Source organism: Afifella sp. JA880, assembly GCF_025379905.1.
Lineage (GTDB): Bacteria > Pseudomonadota > Alphaproteobacteria > Rhizobiales > Afifellaceae > Afifella > Afifella aestuarii.
Map to the genome: position 1 here is coordinate 357310 of NZ_JAOANH010000002.1, position 23909 is coordinate 381218.

Genomic DNA, 23909 nt, shown 5'->3' on the forward strand with positions numbered 1-23909 from the left:
CCGCCCCGTCTCTCTTATTGCAGCGCCGACAGGGATCCGTCGCTGGTCACGATATAGAGCCTGCCACCGGCCGCGATCGGGCGCTGGAGACCCTTTGCCGGGATGGAGCGCTCGCCGACGATCTTGCCGCTCGCCGGATCGACCGCGATCAGCTTCTCGTCGTTTGAAACCGCCCACAGCGTCCCGCCCGCGAGCATCGGCCCGACCCAGGTGGAGAAGAAGCGCTTCTTGCGCACCACCGGCAGCTCGGTCTCCCAGAACAATTTGCCGGTGCGCCGGTCGAGCGCCACCATGTGATCCTGCAGATCGATCAGGAAGAGCGCGTTGCCGGAGACGACAGGCGTCGACGAACCGCCGAGATTCTGTTCCCAGAGCCGTTCGCCGTTGGAGAGCTTGACGGCGATCGTTCGCCCGGACACGCCGGTGGCGTAGACGACACCGTCGGAAACGACAGGGCTCGCGGCGACATCCGTCAGGCCGGAGACGGCGAGCGTGCGCGTCGAGCGAATGACCGCATCGGCCCATTTGAGGTCGCCCTTATTGGCATCGAACGCGATCACCTCGCCCGAAGAATAAGGCACGATAACCGTGTTGCCGACCACGGCCGGGCTCGCCCCCGAAAGCACGCCGGCGTTTTCCGGAATGCCCGGATAGGTCCAGGCTTCGGAACCGTCGGCCAGATTGACGGCGTGAAGAACGTTGGTGGAGGTGACCACATAGGCCTTGCCGCCCGCCGCGGTCGGGGCCGAGCGTGCCGGCGCCTTGAGGTCATAAGACCAGGCGCGCCCGCCGGTTGCCGGATCGAGAGCGACCATTTCGCCATAGCCGGTCGCAGCAATCACCATGCCATTGGAATAGGCGATACCGCCGCCCGGCGAACGGCTCTTTTCCTTCTCAGGCGCAAGCGAGACGGACCAGGCTTTGCCGCCGCCGGTCGAAAGGGCCGTCACGGTGCCCGCCGCGTCGTAGACGTAGATGTTTCCGCCGACGATGAGCGGAGCGGCCGAGGCGCGCGCCGCGCGCTTGCCGCTGCCGAAGACCCGCGCACGGAAGACCGTCTGTGAGGCGTTGCCTGAAAGAGCGACATTGCCGGGCGCATTGGCGGCGTTGCCGCCGGGCTGCGTCCAGTCCTGCATCGCGCTCGCCCCGCCGACCGCTGGCGAGCCGGCGGCTCGGTCTGCGTCGTCGACGCCGGCGATTGCGCGGCGTTCGCCCGGCAGAATCTCTTCCTTGCTGCTGAAGGGGTTCGTGAAGCTGCTGCAGCCTGCAAGCAGAGCCGCCGTCAAAGCGATGCCCGCAAGTCGGACCGCGAATTTCGTCTGCGTGGTCATGATTCCCGCCCGCTTTCTCGCTCGCTCAAAACGGCTCTATTGCGTCGATTGTGTGTCGGATGCGCCGCTGTTCGCGTCGGCAGACCCATTTTCGGTGTTTTGCGCGCCCTCTTCCGCCGATGCGGGCGCGCTTGCGTTACCCGTTGCCTCACCGGTTGCGTCTCCGGAGACAGGAGCCTCCGCCTCGGGCGCGTCGTCGCCGGACGCTCCGTCCGCCGAAGGAGAAGGCGCAAGCTGCCCGTCGATCACGCTGATCATCAGGCCGGCGCGATTGCGCACGCCCTGCGGAGCCTGCACATCCTGGTCGATCGCCACGAAATAATCGCGGGCCTTTTCGAGCGCGTCCCGCTGATAGGCGACCATGCCGAGGATTTCCCGCGCCGTGTGGCGCCAGGCATTGCCGGCTTCGTCGAGAGACGAGACGCGGCTTTCCGCACCGTCGAGGTCGCCTGCATCGAGGGCGAGGAGCCCGGCCCGCACCCGCGCCAGATCGCGCATCACCGGCGCGACGCCGCCGTCGTTCGCCACCTCGTCATAGGCTGCGATCGCGGCCGTCTCATCCGTCTTGGCCACAATCTCGGCGTTGCGCAGACGGGCGAGCATGCCGTAGCCGCCGCCGTCCTTGGCCAGGGCCGCAAGCGTCTCGCGCCCTTCCGCCTCATTGCCGGCGTCGATGGCTTCGAGCGCCGTCAGATACCGGTCGCCTTCCTCGGCCGCCTTCTTCGACTGCCACCACACATAGCCGCGATAGCCCGCGGTGATGGCGACGATCAGAATGCAGACGCCAATGATGACGAAGCCAAAACGCTCCCAAAGCGTCTTCAGCTGCTCGCGGCGCAGCTCCTCGTCCACTTCACGGATGAAGTGGTCAGATGTACGGTCGTCGTGGGTCATCTACCTCTTCGGGGAATCGTCCCGGCCTGCCGATTATTGTTCAGTGGATTGACGTTGAGCCTTGCGAAGCGCGCCGGAACCTAGCCACTTTGCGCACACCGCGCAACGCCCGTCCCGGATCGCCCTCAGGCCTCTTTCTTGGTCTCTTGGTAGACGTGCTCCGGCCCCGGGAAGCGCTCTTCACGCACGGCCTCGGCATAGGCCGTCACCGCTTCCTCGATATGCGTCCTGAGCGAGCCGAATTTCTGCACGAATTTCGGCACCCATTCGTTAAGGCCCAGCATGTCTTCGAGCACGAGCACCTGCCCGTCGCAGGCGGGCGAAGCGCCGATGCCGATCGTCACCGCCGGCACCTTTTCGGTGATGCGGCGCGCCACCGGCTCCACGATGCCTTCCATGACGATGGCGAAAGCACCGGCATCGGAGATCGCCATCGCGTCGTCCTCGAGCGCCTTCTGGCCCTCTTCGGAACGCCCCTGCACGCGGAAGCCACCCATCGTGTTGACCGATTGCGGCGTCAGCCCGACATGGCCCATCACCGGCACGCCGCGCTTGGTCATGAAGGCGACCGTTTCGGCCATATGGACGCCGCCTTCGAGCTTCACGGCCCCGGCGCCGGTTTCTTTCAGGATGCGCGCGGCGTTGTGAAACGCCTGCTGCGGGCTTTCCTCATAAGAGCCGAAAGGCATGTCGACGACGACCAGCGCCCGCTTCGAGCCGCGCATCACGGCGAGCCCCTGCAAGATCATCATATCGAGAGTGACGGGAACCGTCGTCTCCAGCCCGTGCATGACGTTGCCGAGCGAATCACCGACGAGGATGAAATCGACCAAAGGATCGACGATCCCGGCCGTATGAGCGTGATAGGCCGTAAGCGAGACGACCTTTTCACCGCCTTTGCGGCGCGCGATGTCGACCGCCGTCAGACGGCGCGAAACCGTATGTGTGGACAAGCTGCCTCCTCAATCCGTCACTGTCTCTTCCGGCGCCCTATGGGATCACCGGCATAGCCCGTGCTCATCCGAGCGGAGAGACGCCGATCAGCCATTGATGCAGGAAGAGCAGGAACACAAGCCAAAGCGCAAGCCCGATCGCCATACGAATGAGCTCCGGCTTCCACGGACCAGCCATGCGCACGACGCCTTCGCGCTTATCGCGACGACGCGAACCGGCATAATCGACGATCGCCCAGACCATGAAGGCGCCAAACAAAAGGATGTCGCCGAGACGCCCGTTGGCGATGAGATGAGCGAAAGCCCAGACCTTGACGCCGACCACCATTGGATGCCCGACCGCCGCGCGGATCGGTCCCTTGGAGCCGTTGAGCGCCACCAGGGCAAAGGCGACCGCGTTGAGCAGAATGGCGAGGTGCCGCGTCCAGATCGGCGGAGACCAGACATCGATCGGGTTGAGACGCGTCAGGCCGTATCCCCAGACGATGAGCACGAGCCCGACGATAGAGGCGAGAGAGTAGACGCCCTTCCACATCCCCTCGCCGCGCTCGGCGATCAAACGATCACGAAAATCCTCGCCCCAAAGGCGCACCGAATGGGCGCCGAGAAAGAGGATGAGGCCCAGGATAAGGACAAACATGTGACGAGGCTCCCCAACGCCCAAGGAAACGGACCGCCGGCATGACGCGCAGAGAGGGGGCCCGCATGGAACGGTTCAAGAAAGGGCTAGCTTCTTTGGCCGCGGCAAACAATGAGGCGGGGTGTCTCCCTCACGCATGCGCCCACCCGCGCACGAGAAAAGGCTCGCGTGGCCCAAGACTACTTGCCGAAGCGAACCCCGTCGACGCGTCCGTTCCCACATCTGTCGCTCTCGAAATCGTCTTTCCCGATCCCGCGGCGGAGCCCAAAAATCCCGCCATGCCAATCATTTGACACATTCCCTGGCGGAATTCCGGCCTCTCACGACGGCTAAACGAAAAACGCCTCTGCGGCCGGAACGAGCGGCCGTGCCACAAGGTTTTCCTGTTGACTTCTCCAAAACGAAAACAGGGAGACACCAATGGCTATGCAGAATCTGCAAGAACTCTTCGTTCACACGCTGAAAGACATCTATTTCGCCGAGAAGCAAATTCTCGAGGCGCTGCCGAAAATGGCGGAAAAGGCGACGAACGAGGACTTGAAGAATCTCTTCGAGACGCATCTCGAAGAAACCAAGGGTCACGTTGATCGCCTCGAGGCTGTCTTCGGCCTCGTCAGCGTCAAGCCGGAAGGCGAGACCTGTCAGGCGATCCAGGGCATCATCACCGAGGCCGAAGAGCTGATGAGCGAAATCTCAGACGGTGAAACGCGTGACGCGGCGATGGCTGCGGCGGCGCAGGCCGTCGAGCATTACGAGATCGCGCGCTATGGCACTCTGGAGGCCTGGGCCAATCGTCTCGGCCACAAGGAAGCCGCGAAGCGTCTCGGCGAAACCCTTGCGGAAGAAAAGAGCGCCGACGCCAAACTCAGCAAGGTTGGCGAGAGCGAACTCAACAAGAAGGCGGCGTAATCTGCCGAGCCTTCGTCCGGCATCTGTCGGACCCTGCAAAGCCCCGGCTCAGCCGGGGCTTTCTGCGTCTGCCTTGTCTGCCTTTCGGATCTGCCGTCTGAGCCTTAGGCGGCCTTCTGATAAAGAAAATGCGGCGAGACGGGCGCTTCGGCCGGACGCTCGAGTTCGGCGAAGCCTGGCAATTCGAGAGGCCTGTCGCTCAGCACATAGCCGCCATCCGCCGCCCAGGCGGCGACCAGCGGGGACAGCCACTCCCGGGTCGCAAGATCGGCCGTCGGATCCCCCGCCCCCATATCCGCATGGATGAGCACGGGCTTGGCCGGCACGCGCGGATGCACGAGCCGCAACGTGTCGCGCATATCGCCCACCACCATATGCTCCGCATCGGGGATGCAGCCCGCATGGGCGCGGATCGCGCGATCGAAGGCAAAAATATCCCGCCCCGGAAAAATCTGGCGCAGATGATCGAAGGTGCGGCCATTGCCGAGACCGAGTTCGAAGACCGGTCCTTCACGCGTACCGATCAACGTGGCGACATGATCGAGCAGTACCTTTTGCGCGATCAGGCGGTTGATGGTGCTTTCCAGGCGGCTCATCGACTTTGTCCTTCAGTTCGGCGTGCTTCAGTTCGGCGCAAGCCCGCTGTGGCATGAACGGGGCTCGGCGCCAAGTCCGCAAAACCTGCGACGAGGCGCGGGTCTCCTCTGGAACCGGAGCGGGCCCGCCGCCATTGCCCATGAAACCCTGCAACCACAGGACCATCATGAGTGATTTTCAAATTCCGCAAGTCGGTCGTCTGCACCACCCGGAAGCCTTCGTCACCGGCATCTTGCGCAATTTCGACTTCGCCTCTCAGGCGCTCGGTGCGGCGACGGACACGTTGCAGCTTCGCCTGGTGAAGACCGAACACGGGCTCGATCCGAATTATCAGATCGGCACGACCGACGGCGTCGATGCGGCGGCCTTTTCCGGCACGACGCACGAGCTTCTCTTCGACGACATCACGGAACGCATCGACGAGAACGAGCTCAGCCGTGAGGCCTACACCCAAGAACATGTCCGCGCCTGGCTCGACCAGATCAACGGACAGACGGGTCAGGAGGAACCGCTCTTTCCGGGCATGGCAGGAGAAGGCTGAAACGAGGAAAAATTTTCCTCGCAAGAAGCCTCACGATCAGTGTTGGAAAGGGAACAGCATGAAGACGACGCAGACATTTCTTACGGAGCGATCCACCCGTTTTGACGGCAACAACGCCGACCGGCAGCTGGCAGCTAGCATCCCGCCGGTCGTGTCACGGGCAAAAGGTCGGGCCCCGGTCGGATCCGCGAAGGCTGCGCAAGGCCTGACGAGCGGCAAGCCGGGCCTCTGAGCCTTTCCGGCCCAACGCTCCTGCTCCTGGGCCACTGCGGCACAAAGCAGGGTAAGCTGGACGCCCGGATCAGCCGGGCGAATGACTGGCTTTGAATGGTCCAGCCATAACCTCTCTCGACCTCGTTCGAGAAGAGTTTGGCCAGCAGGCGCGGGTCGCGCCGCCGGCCTCGCGGTTCCGCGCCGCAATCCTAATCTAGAGAAGCTCGCGCAGACGTCCCGGCTCCGGCAGGCCGCTGACGACAATCTCCGGCTCATCGCCGGCGGAATAGATCGTCACCTTGGCGGCGCCGACGATCCGGTCGATGAATGACTGGTCGACGTTCACCGAGCGCACGGAGCTGCGCTTCATCTCCTTGATCTGCTTGGAGAACAGTCCGACCTCGTATTGCACTTCGTCGGCGGTGATCGTGAACAGCTCCGAGCGTGTCTTGATGTACCAGCCGATGATCACGATCAGGCCGACGAGAACCGGAATCGTGACGACGCAAATGATGAAGAGAAGCGGGCTCGACTTGAACATCGAGGGATGGGCGGAATAAAGCGGCTCGGCTTGAGTGGGCATTCTGTTCTCCGGGGCAGGATGTCGCAAAAAGCGGTGGGTCCCAGGAAAAACGGCCCGATTTGCGGCATGTTCCGCGATCGCTGCTTATGCCGCAGCTTTCTTCCTTACCAAAGCTTCATTGGCTTACATTCGCGTTCGGATATATGACAGCCGCATCGCCATTCCTTAGGGGAAGCACGCGTATGCAGGTTGAAGATACTCGAAGCGGTTATGGCGCGCTCTCGCTCGCCATCCATTGGCTTGCAGCCGCGGGCATCATCGCCCTCTGGCTCCTTGGAAATCAGATGGAAGATCTGGCCCGCGGACCGGCAAGGACCGCGGCGCTCGATCTGCACGTGTCGGTCGGCGTCGTCCTCTTCGTCATTCTGGCGGCGCGGGTTCTCTGGCGGCTCTTCAGCACCCTGCCCGACAGTCCGGACGGACCGCCCGCCTTGCGCATTTTCTCACGCGCCGTTCAGGTCGGCCTTCTCCTCTGCCTGACCATCCTCATCATCTCCGGCCCGATGACCATCTGGACCGCGGGCCGGCCGCTGCCGGTCTTCGGCCTGTTCGCAATCTCGAGCCCGCTTACCGAAAACCACTCCCTGCACGAGGTGTTCGAGACGGTGCACGTCGTCACGAGCAAGGTGATCCTCGTTCTCTTCCTGGTGCATGTCCTGGGGGCCCTGAAGCTCTGGGTCACGCGCCCATCTCTTTTGCGCATGGTGGCGCCCGGCCGCTGAGGGCGCCCCTCTTTCCGATATCCCTTTTCATTGGACCAACTTGAGCCGGATGACCGACCGTCATCCGGCTTTCTTTTTTGATATTATTCCATTCGAACGCGTGAATAAGACGCAGAACGCTTTGCCTTCCGTCAAGGCAATGCCACGCAGAAGGTATATGTAGGCCTGAGGGGGCACGTGTCGGAAGGAGAGCGAAAATGAGAAACGATCGCACCACACCGAGACGGGCATTTGTGCAGATTGCAGCACCCGCTGTGCTGGCTGCTGCAATGGCATTGTCGCCCGCATGGGCGCAGCAGGGTCCCGGCGCAGGCATGGGCCAGGGACAAGGCATGGGCCAAGGGATGGGCCAGGGTCGCGGCATGGGCCAGGGTATGGGTCAAGGTATGGGCCGCGGCATGGGTCAAGGGATGGGCCAGGGCATGGCCGCCCGCGTCGACGCCATGGATACCAATGGCGACGGCGTGATTTCGCTGGACGAAGCGACCGCCTGGCACCAGTCCGTCTTCGATACGATGGACAGCAACGGCGATGGCCAGCTGACGAAAGACGAATACATGTCCGTCCGCTTCGCCTTCGGTCCGGGCGGCGGCCAGGGCCCGCGTGCGGCCCAGATGACGCAGCGCAAGGAAGCGCGCTTCACCCAGGCCGACACCAACAAGGATGGTCGCCTGTCGCGGGACGAGTTCATGGCCTCGGGCAATAGCCGTTTTGCCGCCGCGGACTACAACAAAGACGGCCGCGTGACGCCGGCAGAGTTTGCGGCATCACGCAATTTCTGAGCGTCGAAACTGCTCCATCTGACGCCGATCCTGCCGCCCACGCGGCAGGATCCAAGTCTCGACGGACATTTCATCGCCCTCCCCGCGGAGCATGGCGCCATCTGAAGTGTTGACCCCGGGTCAACACTGCGTCCAAGGCATCCCATGTTTCATTCCGCCCTCTTAACCGCACGCGCCGTTTCGCTCGCGCTTCTCCTCGCCTTCGCCGGCGTCTTCGATACCGCTGCGGCCCAGACACCGGCCCAGACAGCGGTCAGGACACCGGCCGCGAGACCGAACCAGATGGATGCTCTGCGGCAGGAGAGCCTGCGTCTCGTGAACGAGGCCCGCAGCGAGGCCGAGCTTCCTCCGCTCACGCTGAGCGAGACGCTGAACCAGGCGGCACAGGCGCATGCCCGCGACATGCTGGAGCGCAATTACTACAGCCACGACACACCCGAGGGGCGCACCGTCATGGATCGCTATCAGGCGGCCGGCGGCAATCCCGGCCGGCTCGTTGCCGAAAACATCGCGCGCTGTCGCGGCTGCGCAGTTCCTGCTGGCCGGGCCGCGGTTGAGAAGCTCCATGAAGGCTGGATGCAAAGCCCCGAACACCGGGCCAACATTCTGCGCAAAGGCCTCACGGAATACGGCTTCGGCCTGGCGGAAAACGCCGATGGCCGCCGCTACGCGGTGCAGGATTTCGCCGGTCCCGGCACACCGCAGACGATTGCATCAGATGCTAACGCAGGAACAACCGAGCCGCTCACGCCAGAGGCTCAAACGGAGCTGGCCGCGAAGCTCGTCAACGAGGCCCGTTCAGGCGGCAAGAGCGTCTCCGCCGACAAATCTCTGGTGGCGACCGCCTCCGAGATGATGCCCGAGACACTGAAGGGCGCATCGCTCGACGATCTTCGCAACCTCCAGACCGCCTTGCCGGAAGAGACGAGCTTTCGGCGTTTCCGCGTGGTGGCCGGGAGCTGCAGCGGGTGCGGGACAGAGGCGACCGACGCCGATGTCCGCTTCTTCCTCGAGCAATGGCTCAAGAACGACGACTACCGAGCCATGCTTCTCAATGGTGATTTGACGGGGATTGGACTGGTCATCGCAGCCGATGGTGAGGGCAAGAAGATGGCCGTTGCGGTTCTTGCCGGTGAATAGAACTTCGGGCGTCGTTCAAGACATTCCCGCGGACCCTTGCCGCAGCGTCAAGCCCCGCACCAGCTTTCGCAGGCAAAGGGGACGGGTAGATCAACCGATTGGCACCCCATGGCTTTCCTTCGCAACATGAACGCTTTGAACGACCAGTTCGCCGCCCTCAGCCGCTCGCAGGCGATCATCGAGTTCGAGCTCGATGGCACGATCGTTACGGCCAACGAAAATTTCTTGAAGACGATGGGTTATACCCTGGAGGAAATTAAGGGCCGCAAGCACGCGATCTTCGTCGAGGAAAAAGAGCGCGACAGCAAAGCCTATCGGGAATTCTGGGATCGTCTGCGGAGCGGAGAATTCTTCTCCGCTGAGTTCAAGCGCATAACCAAAAGCGGCAAAGACGTTTGGATCCAGGCCTCCTACAATCCGATCCTGGGACGCGATGGGAAGCCCTACCGCGTGATGAAGCTTGCGAGCGATATTACCGAATCGAAGCTCAAGAGCTTCGACCACGAAGGCCAGCTCGCCGCCATTCACAAAGCTCAGGCGGTCATCGAGTTCGAAACCGATGGCACCATCATCACAGCCAATCAGAATTTTCTCAAAGCTCTCGGCTACGAGCTCTCGGAGATCGAGGGAAAGCACCACAAGATTTTCATGGAGGCCTCCGCGCTCGCCTCTCCGAGCTACCAGGCCTTCTGGGAAGCGCTGCGCCGCGGCGAGTTCCAGGCCGGCGAATTCAAGCGCATCGGCAAGGGCGGAAAGGAAGTCTGGATCCAGGCTTCGTACAATCCGATTTTCGACAGCGAATGCCGTGTCATCAAAGTGGTGAAATTTGCCACCGACCGCACGGTACAGGTCAAAGACCGCATGCGCCGAGCCAAGGCGCAGGAAGTCATCGACGTCGACCTCAGTGAAATCCTGAAGGCGGTCGAGCACGCCAATCGTCAGGCGTCGACGGCGGCGTCCGCCTCGGAAGAAACCTCGACGACCGTTCAGGCCGTTGCCTCCGGCGCCGAAGAGATGGCCGCCTCTGTCGCTGAGATCAGCCGCCGTGTCACCGACGCGCTCGCCATTTCGATCGAAGCGGTCAAGCAGGCGGACGAGACCAACCGGATCGTGTCCGGACTTGCCACCTCCGCGCAGAAGATCGACCACATCGTCGACCTCATCAACAACATTGCTGGCCAGACAAACCTTCTCGCCCTCAACGCCACGATCGAAGCGGCACGTGCCGGCGAAGCCGGCAAGGGCTTTGCTGTTGTCGCCGCCGAGGTGAAGGATCTCGCCGGTCAAACGGCCAAGGCGACGGGCGAGATCAGCACGCAGATCAGCGAAGTGCAGGGATCGACCTCGAGCGCCGTCAGCGCCATCGAAGCGATCTCCCAGATCATCAATCAGGTGAAGGAAATCTCGTCCGGCATCTCGGCCGCCGTCGAACAGCAGGCCTCCGTGACGCGCGAGATCTCCTCCAACATGCACACCGCAGCTCAGGGCGTCTCAGAGATCACGCAGTCCATGTCGCAGATCGCATCGAGCGCCGCACAGATCGACCAGGCCACCCGCCAGGTCAAGGAAGTCTCGCAGTCGATCGCGGCCTGACCTCCGCAAGCCGATAAAGAATCAAAAGCCGCCTCTTCAGGAGGCGGCTTTCGCGTTTCACCGTAGGCGCGACCTTACCCCTCGTTCCATTCGGGCAGATCTTCGATCTGGTTCTTGCTCAACGGCAGGGTCAGACGAAGGCCGTCGAGCTGAAGCTCGTCGAGCGGCACGATCGCTTCCTTGTCGCCGATACCGAGAAAGCCGCCAACTTCCACAGACACGGCCTTGACCGCACCATCCGGCGTGCCGAGCGCATCGTCGATCTCGCCGATCACATTGCCGTCGGCCCCATAGATCTTCATGTCCTCAAGCTCGCCGACGCGCACGTTGAGGCGCGGCACGGTGGCGTTGTCGTCATCGACCTCCACATAAATGTCGAGGCCTGCAGCGGCATTCTGTGTTGTGTTGCCGGTGGCGGAGCCCTCAGACGCCGGCGTCTTGCCGCTCGTCTGCGCGCCAGCGGCACCGGCTATGAACAGCGGCGCCACAAAAAGTCCGGCCATGAGGATCTTGCGGTTCAGCATGTCAATCTCCCTTATTTGAAGGGACAAGCCGTGCCGGCATGAATCGTTTCATGGTCGCTTCTGATCGCAGCGCAGATTTCATGCCGGACGCGGCAGGCGTTCGCGCGCAACGAGAAGACCGTCACGAAGGCTGAGCCCGATCAGAGCGAGGTTGAGCCCGCCCGCCAAAAGCTCGATCCCCTGGACAGCGAAGAACGAGCCTGAAAAGTCGCCGGCCGCCGCCTTTGCCTGCAGAAAGAAGGCGCACGGCACGAGCACGAAAAGACCGTTCGCGGCGATCACCGGCATGCGCCGGCGTTTGGCCGCGATCCTTGGATGGCGCGACCTTGCTCCGAGCCGAAAACCCGACATACCGACCGCGGCCATCGCCGGGATCAGCGCAAGCATGCCCCAAAGGATGGCCGTCTTGACGGCGAGGATCGCAGCCTCGCTGCCGAAGAGCTCGGCGATGACCGTCGACGTCCAGAACGTCAAAATGATGAGAAAGGCGGCCCCTCCCGCCATCGGGTGCAGTTTGCGGATCATCTTCCACCTCCAGAAATAGGTCCCTGTTCCAGGCGGGCCCTGAGTTGCGCCAGGAGTTCCGTCAGCCGCGCGAGTTCGCCGGGGGCGAGAACGGCGGCGAGATCGTCGGCATGCGGCAGCCAGCGGGCCGTCGCGTCAGCAAAGAGCGCTTCCCCCTTTTCGGTCAGCCGCACGAGCTTCGCCCGTTTGTGATGCGGGTTGTCGGCAAGCTCGAAGACGCCGTCGCCGACCAGCTCATCGACGATGCGCTGCACCGATTGACGTGTGAGACCCATGTTTCGGGCAAGCTGCGCCACGGAAAACCCGCCCCTCCCCTGAGCGACTGAGCCCATCACCTGCCAGCGGGCACTCGTCAGCCCAAGCGGCCGGACGAGCGCATCGCCTGAGGCGATCAGCGCCCCGTTCAGCCGGAAGACTTCGAGCACCAGGGCATTGAGCGGATGTTCGAAGGGATAAGGAGCTTTTTCAATCATGACAGCATACATACATTATAGCAGCATGCTGTCAATATGCGATTGCCCCTCTCGCGCCACTTGCATCATAGGGTTCATGGCCTATATACATCGTGCACGATTTAATCTAACACGAGCAATACCATGAAAGTCATGTACGAAACCGAAGCCCGTGCCGTTGGCGGCCGCCAGGGCCACGCGGAGACGCCGGATGGCCTCCTCAGCGTCGATCTCGCAACACCGAAAGAGATGGGCGGACAAGGCGGGGCGACGAATCCGGAGCAGCTTTTTGCTGCCGGTTATGCCGCCTGTTTCGAAAGCGCCATGCGCTTCCTCGCAGGCAAAAAGAAGCTTCCCTTGAAAGGCGCATCGGTCACCGTCAAAGTGCGCCTGGGTGCGGTGTCAGAGACCGCTTTCGGGCTCGATGTCGATCTCATCGCCGAGACGGAAGGCCTCGACCGAAAAGCGGCCGAGGATCTCGTCGCGTCGGCGCATGAGGGATGCCCTTATTCGCGAGCCATCAAAGGCAATGTGAACGTGGCGATCACCGTCGAGGCGAAGTGAGCGGCAAAGACGAGACCTCTGAGAACGGATTGTCGCCCGACGCGCTTCGGGCGACGACCCTCGATGCGCAGATATGCTTTGCGCTCTATTCCGCGTCGAGCCGGATGACGAAGCTATACCGGCCGCTCCTGGAGCCTCTCGGCCTCACCTACCCGCAATACATCGCCATGCTCGCATTGTGGGAAAAGGCGCCCCGCTCCGTAGGCAGCCTCAAGGAGACGCTCGGTCTCGATTTCGGCACCCTGAGCCCCCTCCTGAAGCGGCTGGAAGCGCAGGGGCTCGTCGACCGCCGCCGCGATCCGGAAGACGAACGCCGCGTCATCGTCGACCTTACCGAAGCCGGACGGGCTCTGCGCGTGCCGGCCTCGAAAGTGCCGAAAGAAATCGTCTGCCGCGTCGGCCTTCCGCGCGAGACCATGATGTCGCTGCGCGCGGCTCTGAGACAGCTCAACGCAGCGCTCGACGAAAACGACGCGCCAAAAGCCTGATCTGGCTCACCTCCGCCAGGGGCAAAGTCGCGAGCCTATCGCGCAACCCTGACCGCCTCATTCAGCATATCAACTTTCGGACAAGGCGTCTTGTCGCCGCATTGGTGACGCATTAGATAGCGGTAACACAATTAGCTTGCTATGTATTATGCCGCCGTCCCAGAACTCTCCCACACATGACGCGTTCATTGAGGCCGTCACCAACGTCACGCGCAAGCTGCGCACCCGCTTCGACGCCATGGCCAAGAGCCGCGGCCTCACCTTTTCTCGCGCGCGGCTCTTCGTGCTTCTCTCCCGTCACGAAGGGGCGAGCCAGGCTGAGCTTGCCGACCTTCTTGAAGTCGAACAGCCGAGCATGGTCCGCCTCGTCGACGGTCTGGAAAAATGCGGCCTCATCGAACGACAGGCGGCCGAAGAGGATCGTCGCTCCAAGCACATCTATCTGACGGATGCCGGCCGCGAAAAAGCCGGTGAAATCCTCTCCTTCGCGAGAGAATTGAAAGCCACGGTGCTGGAAGGCATCGAGGCCGAAGAGCTGCGGCAGGCGACGCTCACGCTGCAAAAGGTCGCCGCCAATATCGCGGCGCAGTCGTGAGCTCCATGCCTGAAAGACGTACGAGCGACCAAGGCCCGGACCCCCTCGTAAGAGGCGCGGCCCGCACGCCGGCACCTCGGGCCGCAAAGCTCGACCGCCGGCGGCTTCTCGGTAAAGGTAGCGTGGCGGATGGTGCGCGCAGTGAGCCGCAGGCGACACCGCCTCAGGCAGATGCCGACGAAGCGCCGAAGGCCGCAGCAATCGATGAAGCAGACGCCGCGGCACCCACCAAGACCAAGACCACGGCCGCGCCGCCCCCGCCGGCAGAGCCCGAGCGTCCGCCCGTCATACAGCCCATGCCCTATGTGCCGAAACATCCGGCACGGGCGGCCGCTTATATCGCGACCTCCGCACTTCTCGGCATCACCCAGGGCCTCGGCACGCAAATGGTCGGGGCCAATCTTTTCCAGATCCAGGGCTCGATCGGCGCGACCCAATCGGAGACGATGTGGCTGATGGCCGCCTATATGGCGCCTTACGCCTCGCTGGCCCTCGCGCTCGTGAAGCTGCGCCGCCAGTTCGGCCTGCGCCGCTTCGCCGAGCTTTCCATCTTCGTCTTCGTCGTCGTGGCGCTTCTCAATTCTTTTGCGCGCGACCTTCAGAGCGCCGTCATCCTGCGTTTCATCGCCGGCATCTCGGCCGCGCCCCTCTCCGCCTTGAGCATCCTCTACATGATGGAGGTCCTGCCGCGCGAAAAGAAGCTGACGATCGGTGTCTCCTTCGCGATGACGAACCTCACGCTGGCGATGCCGATCGCCCGGCTCATTTCGCCGACGCTCTTCGACATCGACCAATGGCACGGCCTGACGACGTTCGAGCTCGGCCTGTCTATGATCTGCTTTTGCGGCGTCTACATGCTGCCTCTCACCTCGCCGCCCCAGGCGAAGGTCGTCGATCCGCTCGATTTCGTCAGCTATCCGCTCATCGCCGTCGGCTCCGGCTGCATGGCTGTCTTCCTGACGCTCGGTCGCGTCTATTGGTGGTTCGAGCGCGACTGGCTCGGATGGCTCCTGGTCATCTCGATCGCCTCGCTCACGCTCGCCGCCGTCATCGAGCTCAACCGGAAATATCCGCTCGTCGATATCCGCTGGATCTGCAGCCCGCCGATCCTGCATTTCGCCGGCGCACTCATCATTTTCCGCACCGTGCTCGCCGAACAATCGGCCGGCATTCGCGGCCTTTTCAGCCAGCTCGACGTCACCAACGCGCAGGCCATGCCGCTTTACTGGGTGGTCTTCGCCTGCGTGCTCGCCGGCGGCGCGCTTTCGGCCATGGTCCTGAAACCGGGGCGCGAGCCCGCCATTCACGCCGTCGCCCTCGCAGCGCTTGCTGCCGGCGCCTATCTCGACGGTCAATCGACCAATCTCACCCGGCCCGAGCAATTGATGGTCAGTCAGGGTCTCGTCGCCTTCGGCGGCGCCCTTTTCCTGCCGGCGGCCATGGCCCGCGGCTTTGTCGCCGCCTTCAAGAAGGGCCCGAACTATATCTTGAGCTTCGTCGTCGTTTTCCTGTCGACGCAGAGCCTCGGAAGCCTCTTCGGATCCGCGCTCTTCGGAACCTTCGTGCAGATCCGCGAGAAGTTTCACTCCGAAGCGCTGATCGAAGGGCTGAAATCGACCGATCCGATCGTTGCCGAACGCATCTCGCAGCTTGCCGGAAGCTATGCCGGCGTGCTCGGCGATCACGCACTTCTCAAGGCGGAAGGCGCCGCCCTTCTCTCCAGAGCGACGTCCCGCGAGGCCTACATCCTCGCCTACAACGACACCTTTTTGGCCGTGTCCGCGCTCGCCGCGACGGCTCTTCTCGCACTCACGATCCACGTCGCCGTGGTCTGGCTGATGAAACAGCGACAGCCCGCCTCGGCGCCTCAAACCCAGCCTGCGTAATCCCGATGTTCAATTTTCTGCGCTCCTTTTCGACAATCCTCGCCGTCACGATCGGCCTCCTCGGCATCTGCGTCGTGCTCTATGCCTGGCGGCTGCCGCCCTTCACCAGCGCCGTGGAGGTGACCGAGAACGCCTATGTGCGGGGACCGGTGACGATGATCGCCCCGCAAGTGGCCGGCTACGTCACCGAGGTCCCGGTGCAGGATTTCGAGACCGTCGAAAAAGGCGATCTCCTCGTCCAACTCGACGATCGCATCTACCGGCAGAAGCTCGAGCAGGCGCGCGCGGAGCTCGATGCGCAGACGGCGGCGCTCGCCAATTCCGAGCAGAGCCGGCATTCGGCGGAAGCGAAGCTCCGCTCCACACAGGCGCAGCTCGCCGGCAAGAAGGCGGCTCTCGAACAGGCGAAGGCGGATTGGCAGCGGGTCGGACCCCTCGTTGATCGCGGCGTCGTCAAGAAGGCGACGGGCGATGAAACCCGCTCGAAGCGCGATCAGGCGCAGGCCGCCTACGATCAGGTCACGGCCGAGATCGAAGTGGCGAGACAGGAACTGCAATCGACCATCGTCAACCGCGCCTCTCTGAAGGCCGCCGTCGAAGGCGCGGAAGCCGCCGTGCATCTTGCAGAGATCGACCTCGACAACACCCACATCACCGCCCCGGCAAGTGGTCGTCTCGGCCAGGTCGGCACGCGCATCGGCCAATATGTCTCCACCGGCACCCAGCTCGTCGCCCTCGTGCCGGAGAGCATCTGGGTCGTGGCGAACTTCAAAGAGACCCAGGTCGCCAAAATGCGCGTCGGCCAGCCGGTGACCTTCACCGTCGACGCGCTCGAAGGCGCCAGTCTTTCAGGCCATATCGAGCGCTTTTCGCCGGCCACGGGGTCGGAATTCAGCGTCATCAAATCCGACAACGCCTCCGGAAACTTCACCAAGGTGGCGCAGCGCCTGCCCGTGCGCATTGCCATCGACCCGGACCAGCCTCTGTCCGAACGCCTTGCGCCCGGAATGTCGGTGGTGGCGACGGTCGACACCGCGGCCAAGAGCGCACCCGAAATCGCCGACGAAGGAAATCGACCAACCTCGGAGAAAGCCTCCGCCAAAAAGCCGGTCAGGCTCGGCCGCACGGAATCCAGAGCCGGAGGAGCGCGCCTGGAAACCAATTGAGCTCGGTACGCTGAAGGCCCGCCGCAGCCCTCAGCGTGCCCGGCCTCGACCTGGAGCGGACCTCCCTTCGCGTCGAGGCCTGGATCGGCCGGCTCGCCATGGGCCGGCCGATCTCATTTTTGGTCCTATGCGCCTCGCCCAAAAAGCAACCGCAAACGGGTTTCGTCAGGCCGCGCGCCGAGAGGCGGTCTCGCTTTCCCCGTAAAGCCGGAATTCGCGCGGGCGGAAGATCACCTCGCTTCCCGTCTCCACGCCATGGCTCGTCTCCGCGAGCGAAGGCACGTCGATCTCGACGGGATGGTTGCCGCCGACCGCAATCTCGAGCCGCCTGCGATCGGTGAGGCGTCGGCTTCCCGTCACCGCGCCCGCAATGCCGCGCTCGCCCGGCCGGAGCATCTCCACATGGCCAGGCCGGAAGAAGAGCCGTGCCGCGCCCGCCCCTGCGCCGACAAGCCCGCTCGGGCGACCTGCAACGAGGATGGCCCCGCCCGACAGAGTCACCGGGAGGCTTGAGGATTCGCCGATGAAGCCGTGCACGAAGGGCGAAGCCGGCGCGTCGTAGATTTCGTCGGCCGTGCCGACCTGCTCGACATGACCGGCATTCATCACCACGACGCGGTCGGCAAGCTCCAGCGCCTCTTCCTGATCATGCGTGACGAAGACCGTGGTATGGCCGGTCTGCTCATGCAGATCGCGCAGCCAGCGGCGCAGCTCCTTGCGCACCTTGGCATCGAGCGCGCCGAAAGGTTCATCCAGCAGGAGAACGGCCGGCTCGATCGCAAGCGCCCGCGCCAGCGCCACTCTCTGCCGCTGCCCGCCGGACAGCTGCATCGGAAAGCGCTTTTCGAGCCCCGACAGCTGCACGAGATCGAGAAGCTCCAAAGCGCGACGCCGGATTTCGGTCCGGCCGGGCCGGCTTCCACGCGGGCGCACCCGAAGCCCGAAGCCGACATTGTCGGCGACATTCATCTGTTTGAAGAGCGCGTAATGCTGAAAGACGAAGCCAACATTGCGCTCCTGCACGCTCTTGGCCGAGGCATCTTCGTCGCCGAAGAGGATGCGGCCGCGATCGAGAAATTCGAGCCCGGCGATGAGGCGCAGAAGCGTCGTCTTGCCGGAGCCCGAAGGCCCAAGCAACGCGATGAGCTCGCCCGACCGAATGGCGAGCGAAATATCGTGCACCGCCGGATAATCGTCGAACGCCTTGGAGATGTTTTGAAGAACGATGTCCATCTGGGCCTCAATGCGCGCGTTCTGCGGCGATCGCACCGGCGAAACGCCATTCCAGGAAGGTCTTCAGGGCAAGGGTGAAAAGCGCCAGGAGAGCGAGCAGCGAGGCGACGGCGAATGCGGCCGCGAAACTGTACTCGTTGTAGAGGATCTCCACATGCAGCGGCATCGTATTGGTGAGGCCGCGGATATGCCCGGAGACGACGGAAACGGCCCCGAACTCGCCCATGGCGCGGGCGTTGCAGAGGAGCACGCCGTAGAGAAGCGCCCATTTCACGTTCGGCAGCGTGACGAGCAGAAAGGTCGTAAAGCCTGAAGCGCCGAGGGACAGCGCGGCTTCTTCGTCGCCGCTCCCCTGCTCCTGCATGAGCGGGATGAGCTCGCGCGCCACGAAGGGAAAGGTGACGAAGATCGTCGCGAGAACGATCCCCGGCACCGCGAAGATGATCTCCACGCCATGCGCGTCGAGAAAGGGACCCAAAAGCCCCTGCGCCCCGAAGAGAAGCACGTAGACAAGGCCGGAAATCACCGGCGAGACGGAAAACGGCAGATCGATCAGCGTGACGAGCAGGCTCTTGCCCTTGAAGTCGAACTTGGCGACGGCCCAGGCGGCCGCCACCCCGAAGACCATGTTGGCGGGCACCGCGATCGCCGCCACGATCAGCGTCAGCCGGATGGCCGCGAGCGCATCCGGCTCGACGATCGCCGCAAGATAGGTGGAGATCCCCCCGCGCAGCGCTTCCACGAAGACGGCGACAAGCGGCATCACGAGAAAGAAGCCGAGAAAGACGAAGACGAGGCCGACCAGTGCCGCGCGCACGGCGGGCGCCTCCGTCGTGGCCGGTCGGCCCCGCTGCACCGGCCTCGAGACCCTCAACGACGCGCCCGACAATTCAGCTGCCATAGCCGAACCTCCTGCGGCTCCACGCCTGAAGCAGATTGATGACGAAGAGCATGACAAACGCGATCGCAAGCATCACCGCGGCGACCGCCGTCGCCCCGGCGTAATCGAATTCCTCCAACCGGATGACGATCAGAAGCGGCGCGATTTCCGAGACATAGGGAATATTTCCGGCGATGAAGATGACGGAGCCGTATTCGCCGACGGCCCGGGCGAGCGCCAGCGCGAACCCGGTCAGGAGCGCCGGCACCAGGGCCGGAACGATCACCTTGAAAATCGTCTGCGCCCGCGTCGCGCCGAGCGTCGCCGCCGCCTCTTCGAGCTCGCGGTCGATCTCTGCGAGCACCGGTTCGACGGTGCGTACGACGAAGGGCAGGCTGACGAAGGTGAGTGCGACGACGATGCCCGCCGGCGCATAGGCGACCTTCAATCCGAGCGGTTGTAGAAACTGCCCGACCCAACCGTTCGGCGCATAAAGCGAGGTGAGCGCGATGCCCGCCACCGCCGTCGGCAGGGCAAAAGGCAGGTCGATGACGGCATCGAGAAACCGGCGTCCGAAAAAGCGATAGCGCACCAGGACCCAGGCAATGAGGGCGCCGAAGACGGCATTAATTGAAGCGGCGACAAGCGCTGCGCCAAAACTCAAGCGCAACGCCGCGAGCGTGCGTGGATCGGTGGCGAGACGCCAGAATTCGGCCGCGCCCAGACCCGCGCTTTTGATAACGAGCGCCGCAAGCGGCACCAGAACGACGAGCCCCAGATAGGCGATCGTGAAGCCGAGTGAGAGACCGAAAGCCGGCAGAACGCTTCGCTTCCGCCAGGTCCGAGCGCGCCCGCGCATCTGCCGCCGTCCCTATCGCGCGGGCTGATAGATCTGGTCGAAGACGCCGCCATTGCCGAAGTGTGCCGGCTGCGCCTTCTCCCATCCGCCGAAGAGCGGATCATCGATGGTGACGAGCTTGAGATCGGGAAACCGCGCCATATCCGCAGTATCGGCGAAGGCCGGCTCCGCCGGGCGATAGAAATTCTTCGCCACCAATCTCTGCCCCTCCGGCGAATAGAGATAGGCGAGATAGGCTTCAGCCGCCTGACGTGTTCCGTCCTTGTCGACATTGCCGTCGACCAGCGCGACCGGCGGCTCGGCCTTGATGGAAATCGACGGCGCCACGATCTCGAATTTGTCGGGACCGAGCTCCTTGAGCGCCAGAAAGGCCTCGTTCTCCCAGGTGATCAGGACGTCGCCGATGCCCCGCTGCACGAAGGTGGTGGTGGCGCCGCGCGCGCCCGTGTCAAGCACCGGCACATGCCGGAAAAGCTCGCCCATGAAGCCGCGCATCGCCTTCTCGTCGCCATGGAAGGCCTCATTGGCGTAGGCCCAGGCCGCGAGATAGCTCCAGCGTGCGCCGCCAGAAGTTTTCGGATTGGGCGTGATGACCTCCACGCCCTCCTTCACGAGGTCCGGCCAGTCGTGGATCCCCTTCGGATTGCCCTTGCGGACGAGGAAAACGATGGTCGAGGTGTAGGGCGCGCTGTGATTGGGAAGCCGATCGCGCCAGTTCGCGGGGATCTTTCCGGTCGTCTTGGCGATCGCGTCGATATCGGCTTCGAGCGCCAGCGTGACGACATCGGCTTTGAGCCCGTCGATCACCGCCCGCGCCTGCTTGCCGGAGCCGCCATGCGACATCCGCACGGAGACGGTTTCACCGGTTTCGGCTTTGAAATTCGCGGCAAAGGCGGCGTTGAACGCCTCGTAGAGCTCGCGCGTCGGATCATAGGAAACGTTGAGAAGCGTGGTGTCGGCGACGGCCGGTGCCGCCATCGCCAAGAGCGCGGCAAGACCCGCCGCAAGAGATCGTTGCATCCTTCGCATGCCAACCTCCATCACCTACCGATCTGGTAGAGATTAATAGCCTACCTGTTTGGTAGGCTATGTCAACGGAGACGAAACGGCCGCGACAAGGGCACCGCAGAAAGGCTCAGGAAGCGCCGAGCGAAACCCCGGAAATCCGATCCACACTGTCCGGATCGGCGATCGCATCGGCGAGCGTGGTCTGGTCGAGCACGGCGCGCGCGGAATTGGCGACATGAGCGAAAACCCGGCGCACACGGCATGCGCCTTCGTCTTTGCAATCGGCGCAACGGCGGTAGGCCACCCGACTGAGGCACGGAAGCGGCGCAATCGGCCCGTCGAAAAGGCGCAGAACCTGCCCAAAGGTGATCGTATCGGCCGGCTGCTGCAGGAAATAGCCGCCGTTCACCCCGCGCCGGCTCTGGATCAGGCCCTCGCGCTTCAATTCCATCAGAATCTGCTCCAGGAACTTGCGCGGGATGCGTTCCCCCTTGGCAAGCTCGCCGGCGGAAATGGAATCGCTCTCCATCTCTGCGAGCGCAAGCAGCGCCCGCAGGGCGTATTTGGCCTTCTGGGAAATCATCCGAGCGGGCACCTCTTGGCTGGGCCATTTCCTATTAATTGGGTAGTATATTGAAGCGGTTGCGGCAAGCTTGCGGGAGGCATCGGCACGGTCGTTCCAGTCAGCTCTGCAGCGGCTCGGCGCACCCCTCATCGGGGTGCATTTCCTCGACGAGGGCAAGCCAGGCCCGCGCCGCATGGGACAGATAGGCGCCGCGCCGCCAGATCATGGCGATATGCCAGGCAGTCTCCGGCTCGTCGAGAAGCACCGAGGCAGCATGGCCCGCCTCCGAGCGCGGTGCAATGATCTGCGGCAGGAAGGCGATGCCGAGGCCCGCCGCCGCAAGGCCGACGATGAACTCGATCTGGCTGCTTCGTGCGGCGACCGCGGGCGAAAACCCATGCCGGCGGCAGGCGTCCCCGATGATCCGGTTCAAGCCGAAACCGGCCTCGAAAAGGATGAACGGCTCCTCGCGCACATCCTCGATCTTTATCGTCTGGCGCGCGGCAAGCGCATGGGCTCGGGGCATGACCGCCATCAGCGGCTCGCGCCGCACGCCCTGCCATTCGAAATCCTCCCCGAAAGGAAGAAGCGAGGCGGCCATTTCGATTTCGCCCGTCCGCAGCATCTCCTCCAGCCGGTCGCTGCCATGCTCGACGAGGCGCACATCGATGCCCGGGAAGCGCTGGCGATAGATCGCAAACAGCGGCGCAAACAACGCGCTGCTCGCCACCGGCGGCAGGCCGAGAGACAAAGACCCCTGCTTCAGGCCGCGGATCTCGTCGAGCTCGCGCGCGAGATCTGCACGTTCCGCCAGAAGCTTCACGGCTCTTCGATAGACCACCTCGCCCGGCGCGGTCAGGTGGCTGCGATGGCCGATGCGGTCGAGAAGCGGCAGGCCGATCTCGTCTTCGAGCTGCCGCACGGCCTTTGAGATCGTCGATTGCGTGGCGAAAAGCGCCTTCGCGGCGGGCGTGAAACCGCCTCGGCGGACCACTTCGACGAAAGCCCGCAGATTGCGAAATTCCATATTATTCCGATACGGAATGAAGCCTATTCAGTCAATTCATTTTGTCGATTGATCAGGTGCAACTATATGCCGCTCCTTCCAGGAGAGATCGATGACCCCCCGCAGCCTCGCGCTTCGCTTCCGCCGCAGCCTTCACAACAGCCGCCTCGCCCAGATCGCGGCGATCTTCGTGTTCTGGGGCATCGGGGAGACGATCGTGCGCCTTTCGGGGCTTCCGGTGCCCGGCGGCATCATCGGCATGGCGCTCGTCCTCGCCCTTTTGATATCCGGCCGTCTCAGCCTTTTCAGCATGCGCCGCGGCGCCCAATGGTTTCTGGCGGAGATGATCCTGTTCTTCGTGCCGGCCGTCCTCGCCGTCGTCGATCACCGCGAGTTCGTCGGCCTGCTCGGCCTCAAGATCCTGTTCGTCATCCTGGCCGGAACCGCCTCCGTCATGGCGGTCACGGCGCTGACGGCGGACCTCTATTATCGTCGTCGCCTTGCCGCGGAGGACCGCAATGCTCTCTTCGAGTGAAATCCTCCTCCACGGCCTTTTCTGGTCGGCTCTGACGATCGGCACCTATTTTCTGGCGAAGCGCATCTATCTGCGCTGGCGGCAGCCTTTTTTGATGCCGCTCGCGATCACCCCGGCGCTTCTCATCCTGATCGTCGTCACCGCCGACGAGACCTACCGCGATTATATCCGCTCCACCGGCTGGCTCGTCAGCCTGCTCGGCCCGGCCATGGTCGCCTTCGCCGTGCCGATCTACGAGCAGCGTGCCCTGATCGCGCGCCACTGGCCGGTCCTCGTCGTCGGCATGCTGGCAGGCACGACCACGGCCATTCTCTCCGGCTGGACCTTTGCGAGCCTCGTCGGTCTCGACGACGCCCTGCGCCTCAGCCTTCTGCCGCGCTCCGTTTCCACGCCCTTCGCCATGGTCGTCTCCTCCGACATCGGCGGCGCCCCCGACCTCACCGCCGTCTTCGTCGTCCTGACCGGAGTCTTCGGCGCCATCCTCGGCGAGTTGATGCTGACGATCCTGCCGGTCAAATCGGCACTTGCCCGCGGAGCCCTCTTCGGCGTCGCAGCCCATGCGAGCGGCACCGCCAAGGCCCACGAAATCGGCCACGAGGAAGGCTCGGTTGCCGGCCTCGTCATGGTGCTCGTCGGCCTTTTGAACGTCCTCGTCGCACCGCTGATCGCCCACGGCCTGCCCTATCTCTGAGCCCCTTCCACGGGCAGCCGCAGCAGACAGCCGC

At 63.6% G+C, this 23909-nt stretch carries 28 protein-coding genes; 13 read left to right on the plus strand and 15 right to left on the minus strand.

The window, feature by feature from the left end:
• Window positions 1-14: 14 nt before the first annotated feature.
• The 4 genes from NYQ83_RS09890 to NYQ83_RS09905 all read right to left on the minus strand — a co-directional run bounded on the left by NYQ83_RS09890 (window position 15) and on the right by NYQ83_RS09905 (window position 3818).
• Window positions 15-1331 (minus strand): PQQ-binding-like beta-propeller repeat protein, encoded by a 1317-nt coding sequence (locus NYQ83_RS09890; protein WP_128291449.1) that lies wholly within the window; start codon window positions 1329-1331, stop codon window positions 15-17.
• A 36-nt stretch (window positions 1332-1367) separates the two neighbouring features.
• Window positions 1368-2225 (minus strand): tetratricopeptide repeat protein, encoded by an 858-nt coding sequence (locus NYQ83_RS09895; RefSeq protein WP_261214427.1) that lies wholly within the window; start codon window positions 2223-2225, stop codon window positions 1368-1370.
• A 125-nt stretch (window positions 2226-2350) separates the two neighbouring features.
• Entirely contained in the window at window positions 2351-3178 is an 828-nt protein-coding gene (gene panB, locus NYQ83_RS09900; RefSeq protein WP_128291447.1) for a 3-methyl-2-oxobutanoate hydroxymethyltransferase, read from the minus strand.
• Between the two features lie 64 nt (window positions 3179-3242).
• Window positions 3243-3818, minus strand: coding sequence for an NnrU family protein (locus NYQ83_RS09905; RefSeq protein WP_261214430.1), 576 nt, complete (start codon window positions 3816-3818; stop codon window positions 3243-3245).
• Window positions 3819-4238: 420 nt separating this feature from the next.
• Between NYQ83_RS09905 and NYQ83_RS09910 the strand changes: the two genes are divergently transcribed.
• A complete protein-coding gene (locus NYQ83_RS09910; protein WP_128291445.1) occupies window positions 4239-4727 on the plus strand; it encodes a ferritin-like domain-containing protein in 489 nt (162 codons plus the stop codon).
• Between the two features lie 104 nt (window positions 4728-4831).
• Here the strand turns inward: NYQ83_RS09910 and NYQ83_RS09915 are convergent, their stop codons facing one another.
• On the minus strand, window positions 4832-5323 hold the full coding sequence (locus tag NYQ83_RS09915; RefSeq protein WP_261214434.1) for a class I SAM-dependent methyltransferase: 492 nt from the start codon (window positions 5321-5323) through the stop codon (window positions 4832-4834).
• Between the two features lie 167 nt (window positions 5324-5490).
• Between NYQ83_RS09915 and NYQ83_RS09920 the strand changes: the two genes are divergently transcribed.
• The gene (locus tag NYQ83_RS09920) at window positions 5491-5865 is read left to right on the plus strand and encodes a hypothetical protein (protein WP_128291443.1); all 375 of its coding nucleotides are present in this window, start codon (window positions 5491-5493) and stop codon (window positions 5863-5865) included.
• Between the two features lie 427 nt (window positions 5866-6292).
• On the opposite strand, the gene NYQ83_RS09925 is transcribed toward NYQ83_RS09920, so the two are convergent.
• Window positions 6293-6661 carry a PH domain-containing protein gene (locus tag NYQ83_RS09925; RefSeq protein ID WP_261214435.1) on the minus strand — a complete coding sequence of 123 codons (369 nt, stop codon included), beginning with the start codon at window positions 6659-6661 and terminating at the stop codon, window positions 6293-6295.
• A 182-nt stretch (window positions 6662-6843) separates the two neighbouring features.
• Here NYQ83_RS09925 and NYQ83_RS09930 point away from each other — a divergent pair, with 182 nt between their 5' ends.
• From NYQ83_RS09930 to NYQ83_RS09945, 4 genes are all read left to right on the plus strand, one after another.
• Window positions 6844-7383: a cytochrome b gene (locus NYQ83_RS09930; RefSeq protein WP_261214436.1), complete on the plus strand. Its 540-nt coding sequence runs from the start codon at window positions 6844-6846 to the stop codon at window positions 7381-7383.
• A 197-nt stretch (window positions 7384-7580) separates the two neighbouring features.
• The gene (locus NYQ83_RS09935) at window positions 7581-8165 is read left to right on the plus strand and encodes an EF-hand domain-containing protein (RefSeq protein WP_261214437.1); all 585 of its coding nucleotides are present in this window, start codon (window positions 7581-7583) and stop codon (window positions 8163-8165) included.
• 144 nt (window positions 8166-8309) lie between these two features.
• Window positions 8310-9305: a CAP domain-containing protein gene (locus tag NYQ83_RS09940; RefSeq protein WP_261214438.1), complete on the plus strand. Its 996-nt coding sequence runs from the start codon at window positions 8310-8312 to the stop codon at window positions 9303-9305.
• Between the two features lie 108 nt (window positions 9306-9413).
• Entirely contained in the window at window positions 9414-10898 is a 1485-nt protein-coding gene (locus NYQ83_RS09945; protein ID WP_261214439.1) for a PAS domain-containing methyl-accepting chemotaxis protein, read from the plus strand.
• A gap of 74 nt (window positions 10899-10972) precedes the next feature.
• On the opposite strand, the gene NYQ83_RS09950 is transcribed toward NYQ83_RS09945, so the two are convergent.
• The 3 genes from NYQ83_RS09950 to NYQ83_RS09960 all read right to left on the minus strand — a co-directional run bounded on the left by NYQ83_RS09950 (window position 10973) and on the right by NYQ83_RS09960 (window position 12420).
• A complete protein-coding gene (locus tag NYQ83_RS09950) occupies window positions 10973-11422 on the minus strand; it encodes a PRC-barrel domain-containing protein (protein WP_261214440.1) in 450 nt (149 codons plus the stop codon).
• Between the two features lie 78 nt (window positions 11423-11500).
• Complete coding sequence (locus tag NYQ83_RS09955) at window positions 11501-11947, minus strand: hypothetical protein (protein ID WP_261214441.1); 447 nt, start codon at window positions 11945-11947, stop codon at window positions 11501-11503.
• The gene (locus tag NYQ83_RS09960) at window positions 11944-12420 is read right to left on the minus strand and encodes a MarR family winged helix-turn-helix transcriptional regulator (RefSeq protein WP_128291436.1); all 477 of its coding nucleotides are present in this window, start codon (window positions 12418-12420) and stop codon (window positions 11944-11946) included. The genes NYQ83_RS09955 and NYQ83_RS09960 overlap by 4 nt, the downstream gene beginning before the upstream one ends.
• 123 nt (window positions 12421-12543) lie before the next feature.
• On the opposite strand from NYQ83_RS09960, the gene NYQ83_RS09965 reads away from it, so the two are divergent.
• The 5 genes from NYQ83_RS09965 (at window position 12544) to NYQ83_RS09985 (ending at window position 17098) form a co-directional block, all read left to right on the plus strand.
• Entirely contained in the window at window positions 12544-12963 is a 420-nt protein-coding gene (locus NYQ83_RS09965) for an organic hydroperoxide resistance protein (RefSeq protein WP_128291435.1), read from the plus strand.
• A gap of 29 nt (window positions 12964-12992) precedes the next feature.
• Window positions 12993-13451 (plus strand): MarR family winged helix-turn-helix transcriptional regulator, encoded by a 459-nt coding sequence (locus NYQ83_RS09970; protein ID WP_261215164.1) that lies wholly within the window; start codon window positions 12993-12995, stop codon window positions 13449-13451.
• 148 nt (window positions 13452-13599) lie between these two features.
• The gene (locus tag NYQ83_RS09975) at window positions 13600-14046 is read left to right on the plus strand and encodes a MarR family winged helix-turn-helix transcriptional regulator (protein WP_261214442.1); all 447 of its coding nucleotides are present in this window, start codon (window positions 13600-13602) and stop codon (window positions 14044-14046) included.
• Between the two features lie 296 nt (window positions 14047-14342).
• Window positions 14343-15932 carry an MFS transporter gene (locus NYQ83_RS09980; RefSeq protein ID WP_409976998.1) on the plus strand — a complete coding sequence of 530 codons (1590 nt, stop codon included), beginning with the start codon at window positions 14343-14345 and terminating at the stop codon, window positions 15930-15932.
• Window positions 15933-15937: 5 nt separating this feature from the next.
• A complete protein-coding gene (locus NYQ83_RS09985; RefSeq protein WP_261214445.1) occupies window positions 15938-17098 on the plus strand; it encodes an HlyD family secretion protein in 1161 nt (386 codons plus the stop codon).
• A 165-nt stretch (window positions 17099-17263) separates the two neighbouring features.
• Here NYQ83_RS09985 and NYQ83_RS09990 read toward each other — a convergent pair whose 3' ends face one another.
• From NYQ83_RS09990 to NYQ83_RS10015, 6 genes are all read right to left on the minus strand, one after another.
• Window positions 17264-18331: a sulfate/molybdate ABC transporter ATP-binding protein gene (locus NYQ83_RS09990; RefSeq protein ID WP_261214447.1), complete on the minus strand. Its 1068-nt coding sequence runs from the start codon at window positions 18329-18331 to the stop codon at window positions 17264-17266.
• Between the two features lie 7 nt (window positions 18332-18338).
• A complete protein-coding gene (gene cysW / locus NYQ83_RS09995; protein WP_261214448.1) occupies window positions 18339-19232 on the minus strand; it encodes a sulfate ABC transporter permease subunit CysW in 894 nt (297 codons plus the stop codon).
• On the minus strand, window positions 19222-20070 hold the full coding sequence (gene cysT / locus NYQ83_RS10000) for a sulfate ABC transporter permease subunit CysT (RefSeq protein ID WP_261214449.1): 849 nt from the start codon (window positions 20068-20070) through the stop codon (window positions 19222-19224). The genes cysW and cysT overlap by 11 nt, the downstream gene beginning before the upstream one ends.
• Window positions 20071-20082: 12 nt before the next feature.
• Window positions 20083-21090, minus strand: coding sequence for a sulfate ABC transporter substrate-binding protein (locus NYQ83_RS10005; protein ID WP_261215166.1), 1008 nt, complete (start codon window positions 21088-21090; stop codon window positions 20083-20085).
• A gap of 115 nt (window positions 21091-21205) precedes the next feature.
• Window positions 21206-21661, minus strand: coding sequence for an RrF2 family transcriptional regulator (locus tag NYQ83_RS10010; RefSeq protein ID WP_261214452.1), 456 nt, complete (start codon window positions 21659-21661; stop codon window positions 21206-21208).
• Between the two features lie 100 nt (window positions 21662-21761).
• Window positions 21762-22670: a LysR family transcriptional regulator gene (locus NYQ83_RS10015; RefSeq protein WP_261214453.1), complete on the minus strand. Its 909-nt coding sequence runs from the start codon at window positions 22668-22670 to the stop codon at window positions 21762-21764.
• Between the two features lie 91 nt (window positions 22671-22761).
• Between NYQ83_RS10015 and NYQ83_RS10020 the strand changes: the two genes are divergently transcribed.
• Together NYQ83_RS10020 and NYQ83_RS10025 are read left to right on the plus strand one after the other, a co-directional pair.
• On the plus strand, window positions 22762-23184 hold the full coding sequence (locus tag NYQ83_RS10020) for a CidA/LrgA family protein (protein WP_234628558.1): 423 nt from the start codon (window positions 22762-22764) through the stop codon (window positions 23182-23184).
• Window positions 23168-23875, plus strand: a complete 708-nt coding sequence (locus tag NYQ83_RS10025) for an LrgB family protein (protein ID WP_234628559.1) — start codon at window positions 23168-23170, stop codon at window positions 23873-23875. Before NYQ83_RS10020 ends, NYQ83_RS10025 begins: the two co-directional genes overlap by 17 nt.
• Window positions 23876-23909: the final 34 nt, after the last annotated feature.

What these genes read in the sequence shown, in the direction of transcription:
- NYQ83_RS09890 (WP_128291449.1), bottom strand. Translation starts at nt 1,331, where the DNA reads ATGACCACGCAGACGAAATTCGCGGTCCGACTTGCGGGCATCGCTTTG.
- NYQ83_RS09895 (WP_261214427.1), bottom strand. Translation starts at nt 2,225, where the DNA reads ATGACCCACGACGACCGTACATCTGACCACTTCATCCGTGAAGTGGAC.
- NYQ83_RS09905 (WP_261214430.1), bottom strand. Translation starts at nt 3,818, where the DNA reads ATGTTTGTCCTTATCCTGGGCCTCATCCTCTTTCTCGGCGCCCATTCG.
- NYQ83_RS09910 (WP_128291445.1), top strand. Translation starts at nt 4,239, where the DNA reads ATGGCTATGCAGAATCTGCAAGAACTCTTCGTTCACACGCTGAAAGAC.
- NYQ83_RS09915 (WP_261214434.1), bottom strand. Translation starts at nt 5,323, where the DNA reads ATGAGCCGCCTGGAAAGCACCATCAACCGCCTGATCGCGCAAAAGGTA.
- NYQ83_RS09920 (WP_128291443.1), top strand. Translation starts at nt 5,491, where the DNA reads ATGAGTGATTTTCAAATTCCGCAAGTCGGTCGTCTGCACCACCCGGAA.
- NYQ83_RS09925 (WP_261214435.1), bottom strand. Translation starts at nt 6,661, where the DNA reads ATGCCCACTCAAGCCGAGCCGCTTTATTCCGCCCATCCCTCGATGTTC.
- NYQ83_RS09930 (WP_261214436.1), top strand. Translation starts at nt 6,844, where the DNA reads ATGCAGGTTGAAGATACTCGAAGCGGTTATGGCGCGCTCTCGCTCGCC.
- NYQ83_RS09935 (WP_261214437.1), top strand. Translation starts at nt 7,581, where the DNA reads ATGAGAAACGATCGCACCACACCGAGACGGGCATTTGTGCAGATTGCA.
- NYQ83_RS09940 (WP_261214438.1), top strand. Translation starts at nt 8,310, where the DNA reads ATGTTTCATTCCGCCCTCTTAACCGCACGCGCCGTTTCGCTCGCGCTT.
- NYQ83_RS09945 (WP_261214439.1), top strand. Translation starts at nt 9,414, where the DNA reads ATGGCTTTCCTTCGCAACATGAACGCTTTGAACGACCAGTTCGCCGCC.
- NYQ83_RS09950 (WP_261214440.1), bottom strand. Translation starts at nt 11,422, where the DNA reads ATGCTGAACCGCAAGATCCTCATGGCCGGACTTTTTGTGGCGCCGCTG.
- NYQ83_RS09955 (WP_261214441.1), bottom strand. Translation starts at nt 11,947, where the DNA reads ATGATCCGCAAACTGCACCCGATGGCGGGAGGGGCCGCCTTTCTCATC.
- NYQ83_RS09960 (WP_128291436.1), bottom strand. Translation starts at nt 12,420, where the DNA reads ATGATTGAAAAAGCTCCTTATCCCTTCGAACATCCGCTCAATGCCCTG.
- NYQ83_RS09965 (WP_128291435.1), top strand. Translation starts at nt 12,544, where the DNA reads ATGAAAGTCATGTACGAAACCGAAGCCCGTGCCGTTGGCGGCCGCCAG.
- NYQ83_RS09975 (WP_261214442.1), top strand. Translation starts at nt 13,600, where the DNA reads ATGCCGCCGTCCCAGAACTCTCCCACACATGACGCGTTCATTGAGGCC.
- NYQ83_RS09980 (WP_409976998.1), top strand. Translation starts at nt 14,343, where the DNA reads ATGCCCTATGTGCCGAAACATCCGGCACGGGCGGCCGCTTATATCGCG.
- NYQ83_RS09985 (WP_261214445.1), top strand. Translation starts at nt 15,938, where the DNA reads ATGTTCAATTTTCTGCGCTCCTTTTCGACAATCCTCGCCGTCACGATC.
- NYQ83_RS09990 (WP_261214447.1), bottom strand. Translation starts at nt 18,331, where the DNA reads ATGGACATCGTTCTTCAAAACATCTCCAAGGCGTTCGACGATTATCCG.
- cysW (WP_261214448.1), bottom strand. Translation starts at nt 19,232, where the DNA reads ATGGCAGCTGAATTGTCGGGCGCGTCGTTGAGGGTCTCGAGGCCGGTG.
- cysT (WP_261214449.1), bottom strand. Translation starts at nt 20,070, where the DNA reads ATGCGCGGGCGCGCTCGGACCTGGCGGAAGCGAAGCGTTCTGCCGGCT.
- NYQ83_RS10005 (WP_261215166.1), bottom strand. Translation starts at nt 21,090, where the DNA reads ATGCAACGATCTCTTGCGGCGGGTCTTGCCGCGCTCTTGGCGATGGCG.
- NYQ83_RS10010 (WP_261214452.1), bottom strand. Translation starts at nt 21,661, where the DNA reads ATGATTTCCCAGAAGGCCAAATACGCCCTGCGGGCGCTGCTTGCGCTC.
- NYQ83_RS10015 (WP_261214453.1), bottom strand. Translation starts at nt 22,670, where the DNA reads ATGGAATTTCGCAATCTGCGGGCTTTCGTCGAAGTGGTCCGCCGAGGC.
- NYQ83_RS10020 (WP_234628558.1), top strand. Translation starts at nt 22,762, where the DNA reads ATGACCCCCCGCAGCCTCGCGCTTCGCTTCCGCCGCAGCCTTCACAAC.
- NYQ83_RS10025 (WP_234628559.1), top strand. Translation starts at nt 23,168, where the DNA reads ATGCTCTCTTCGAGTGAAATCCTCCTCCACGGCCTTTTCTGGTCGGCT.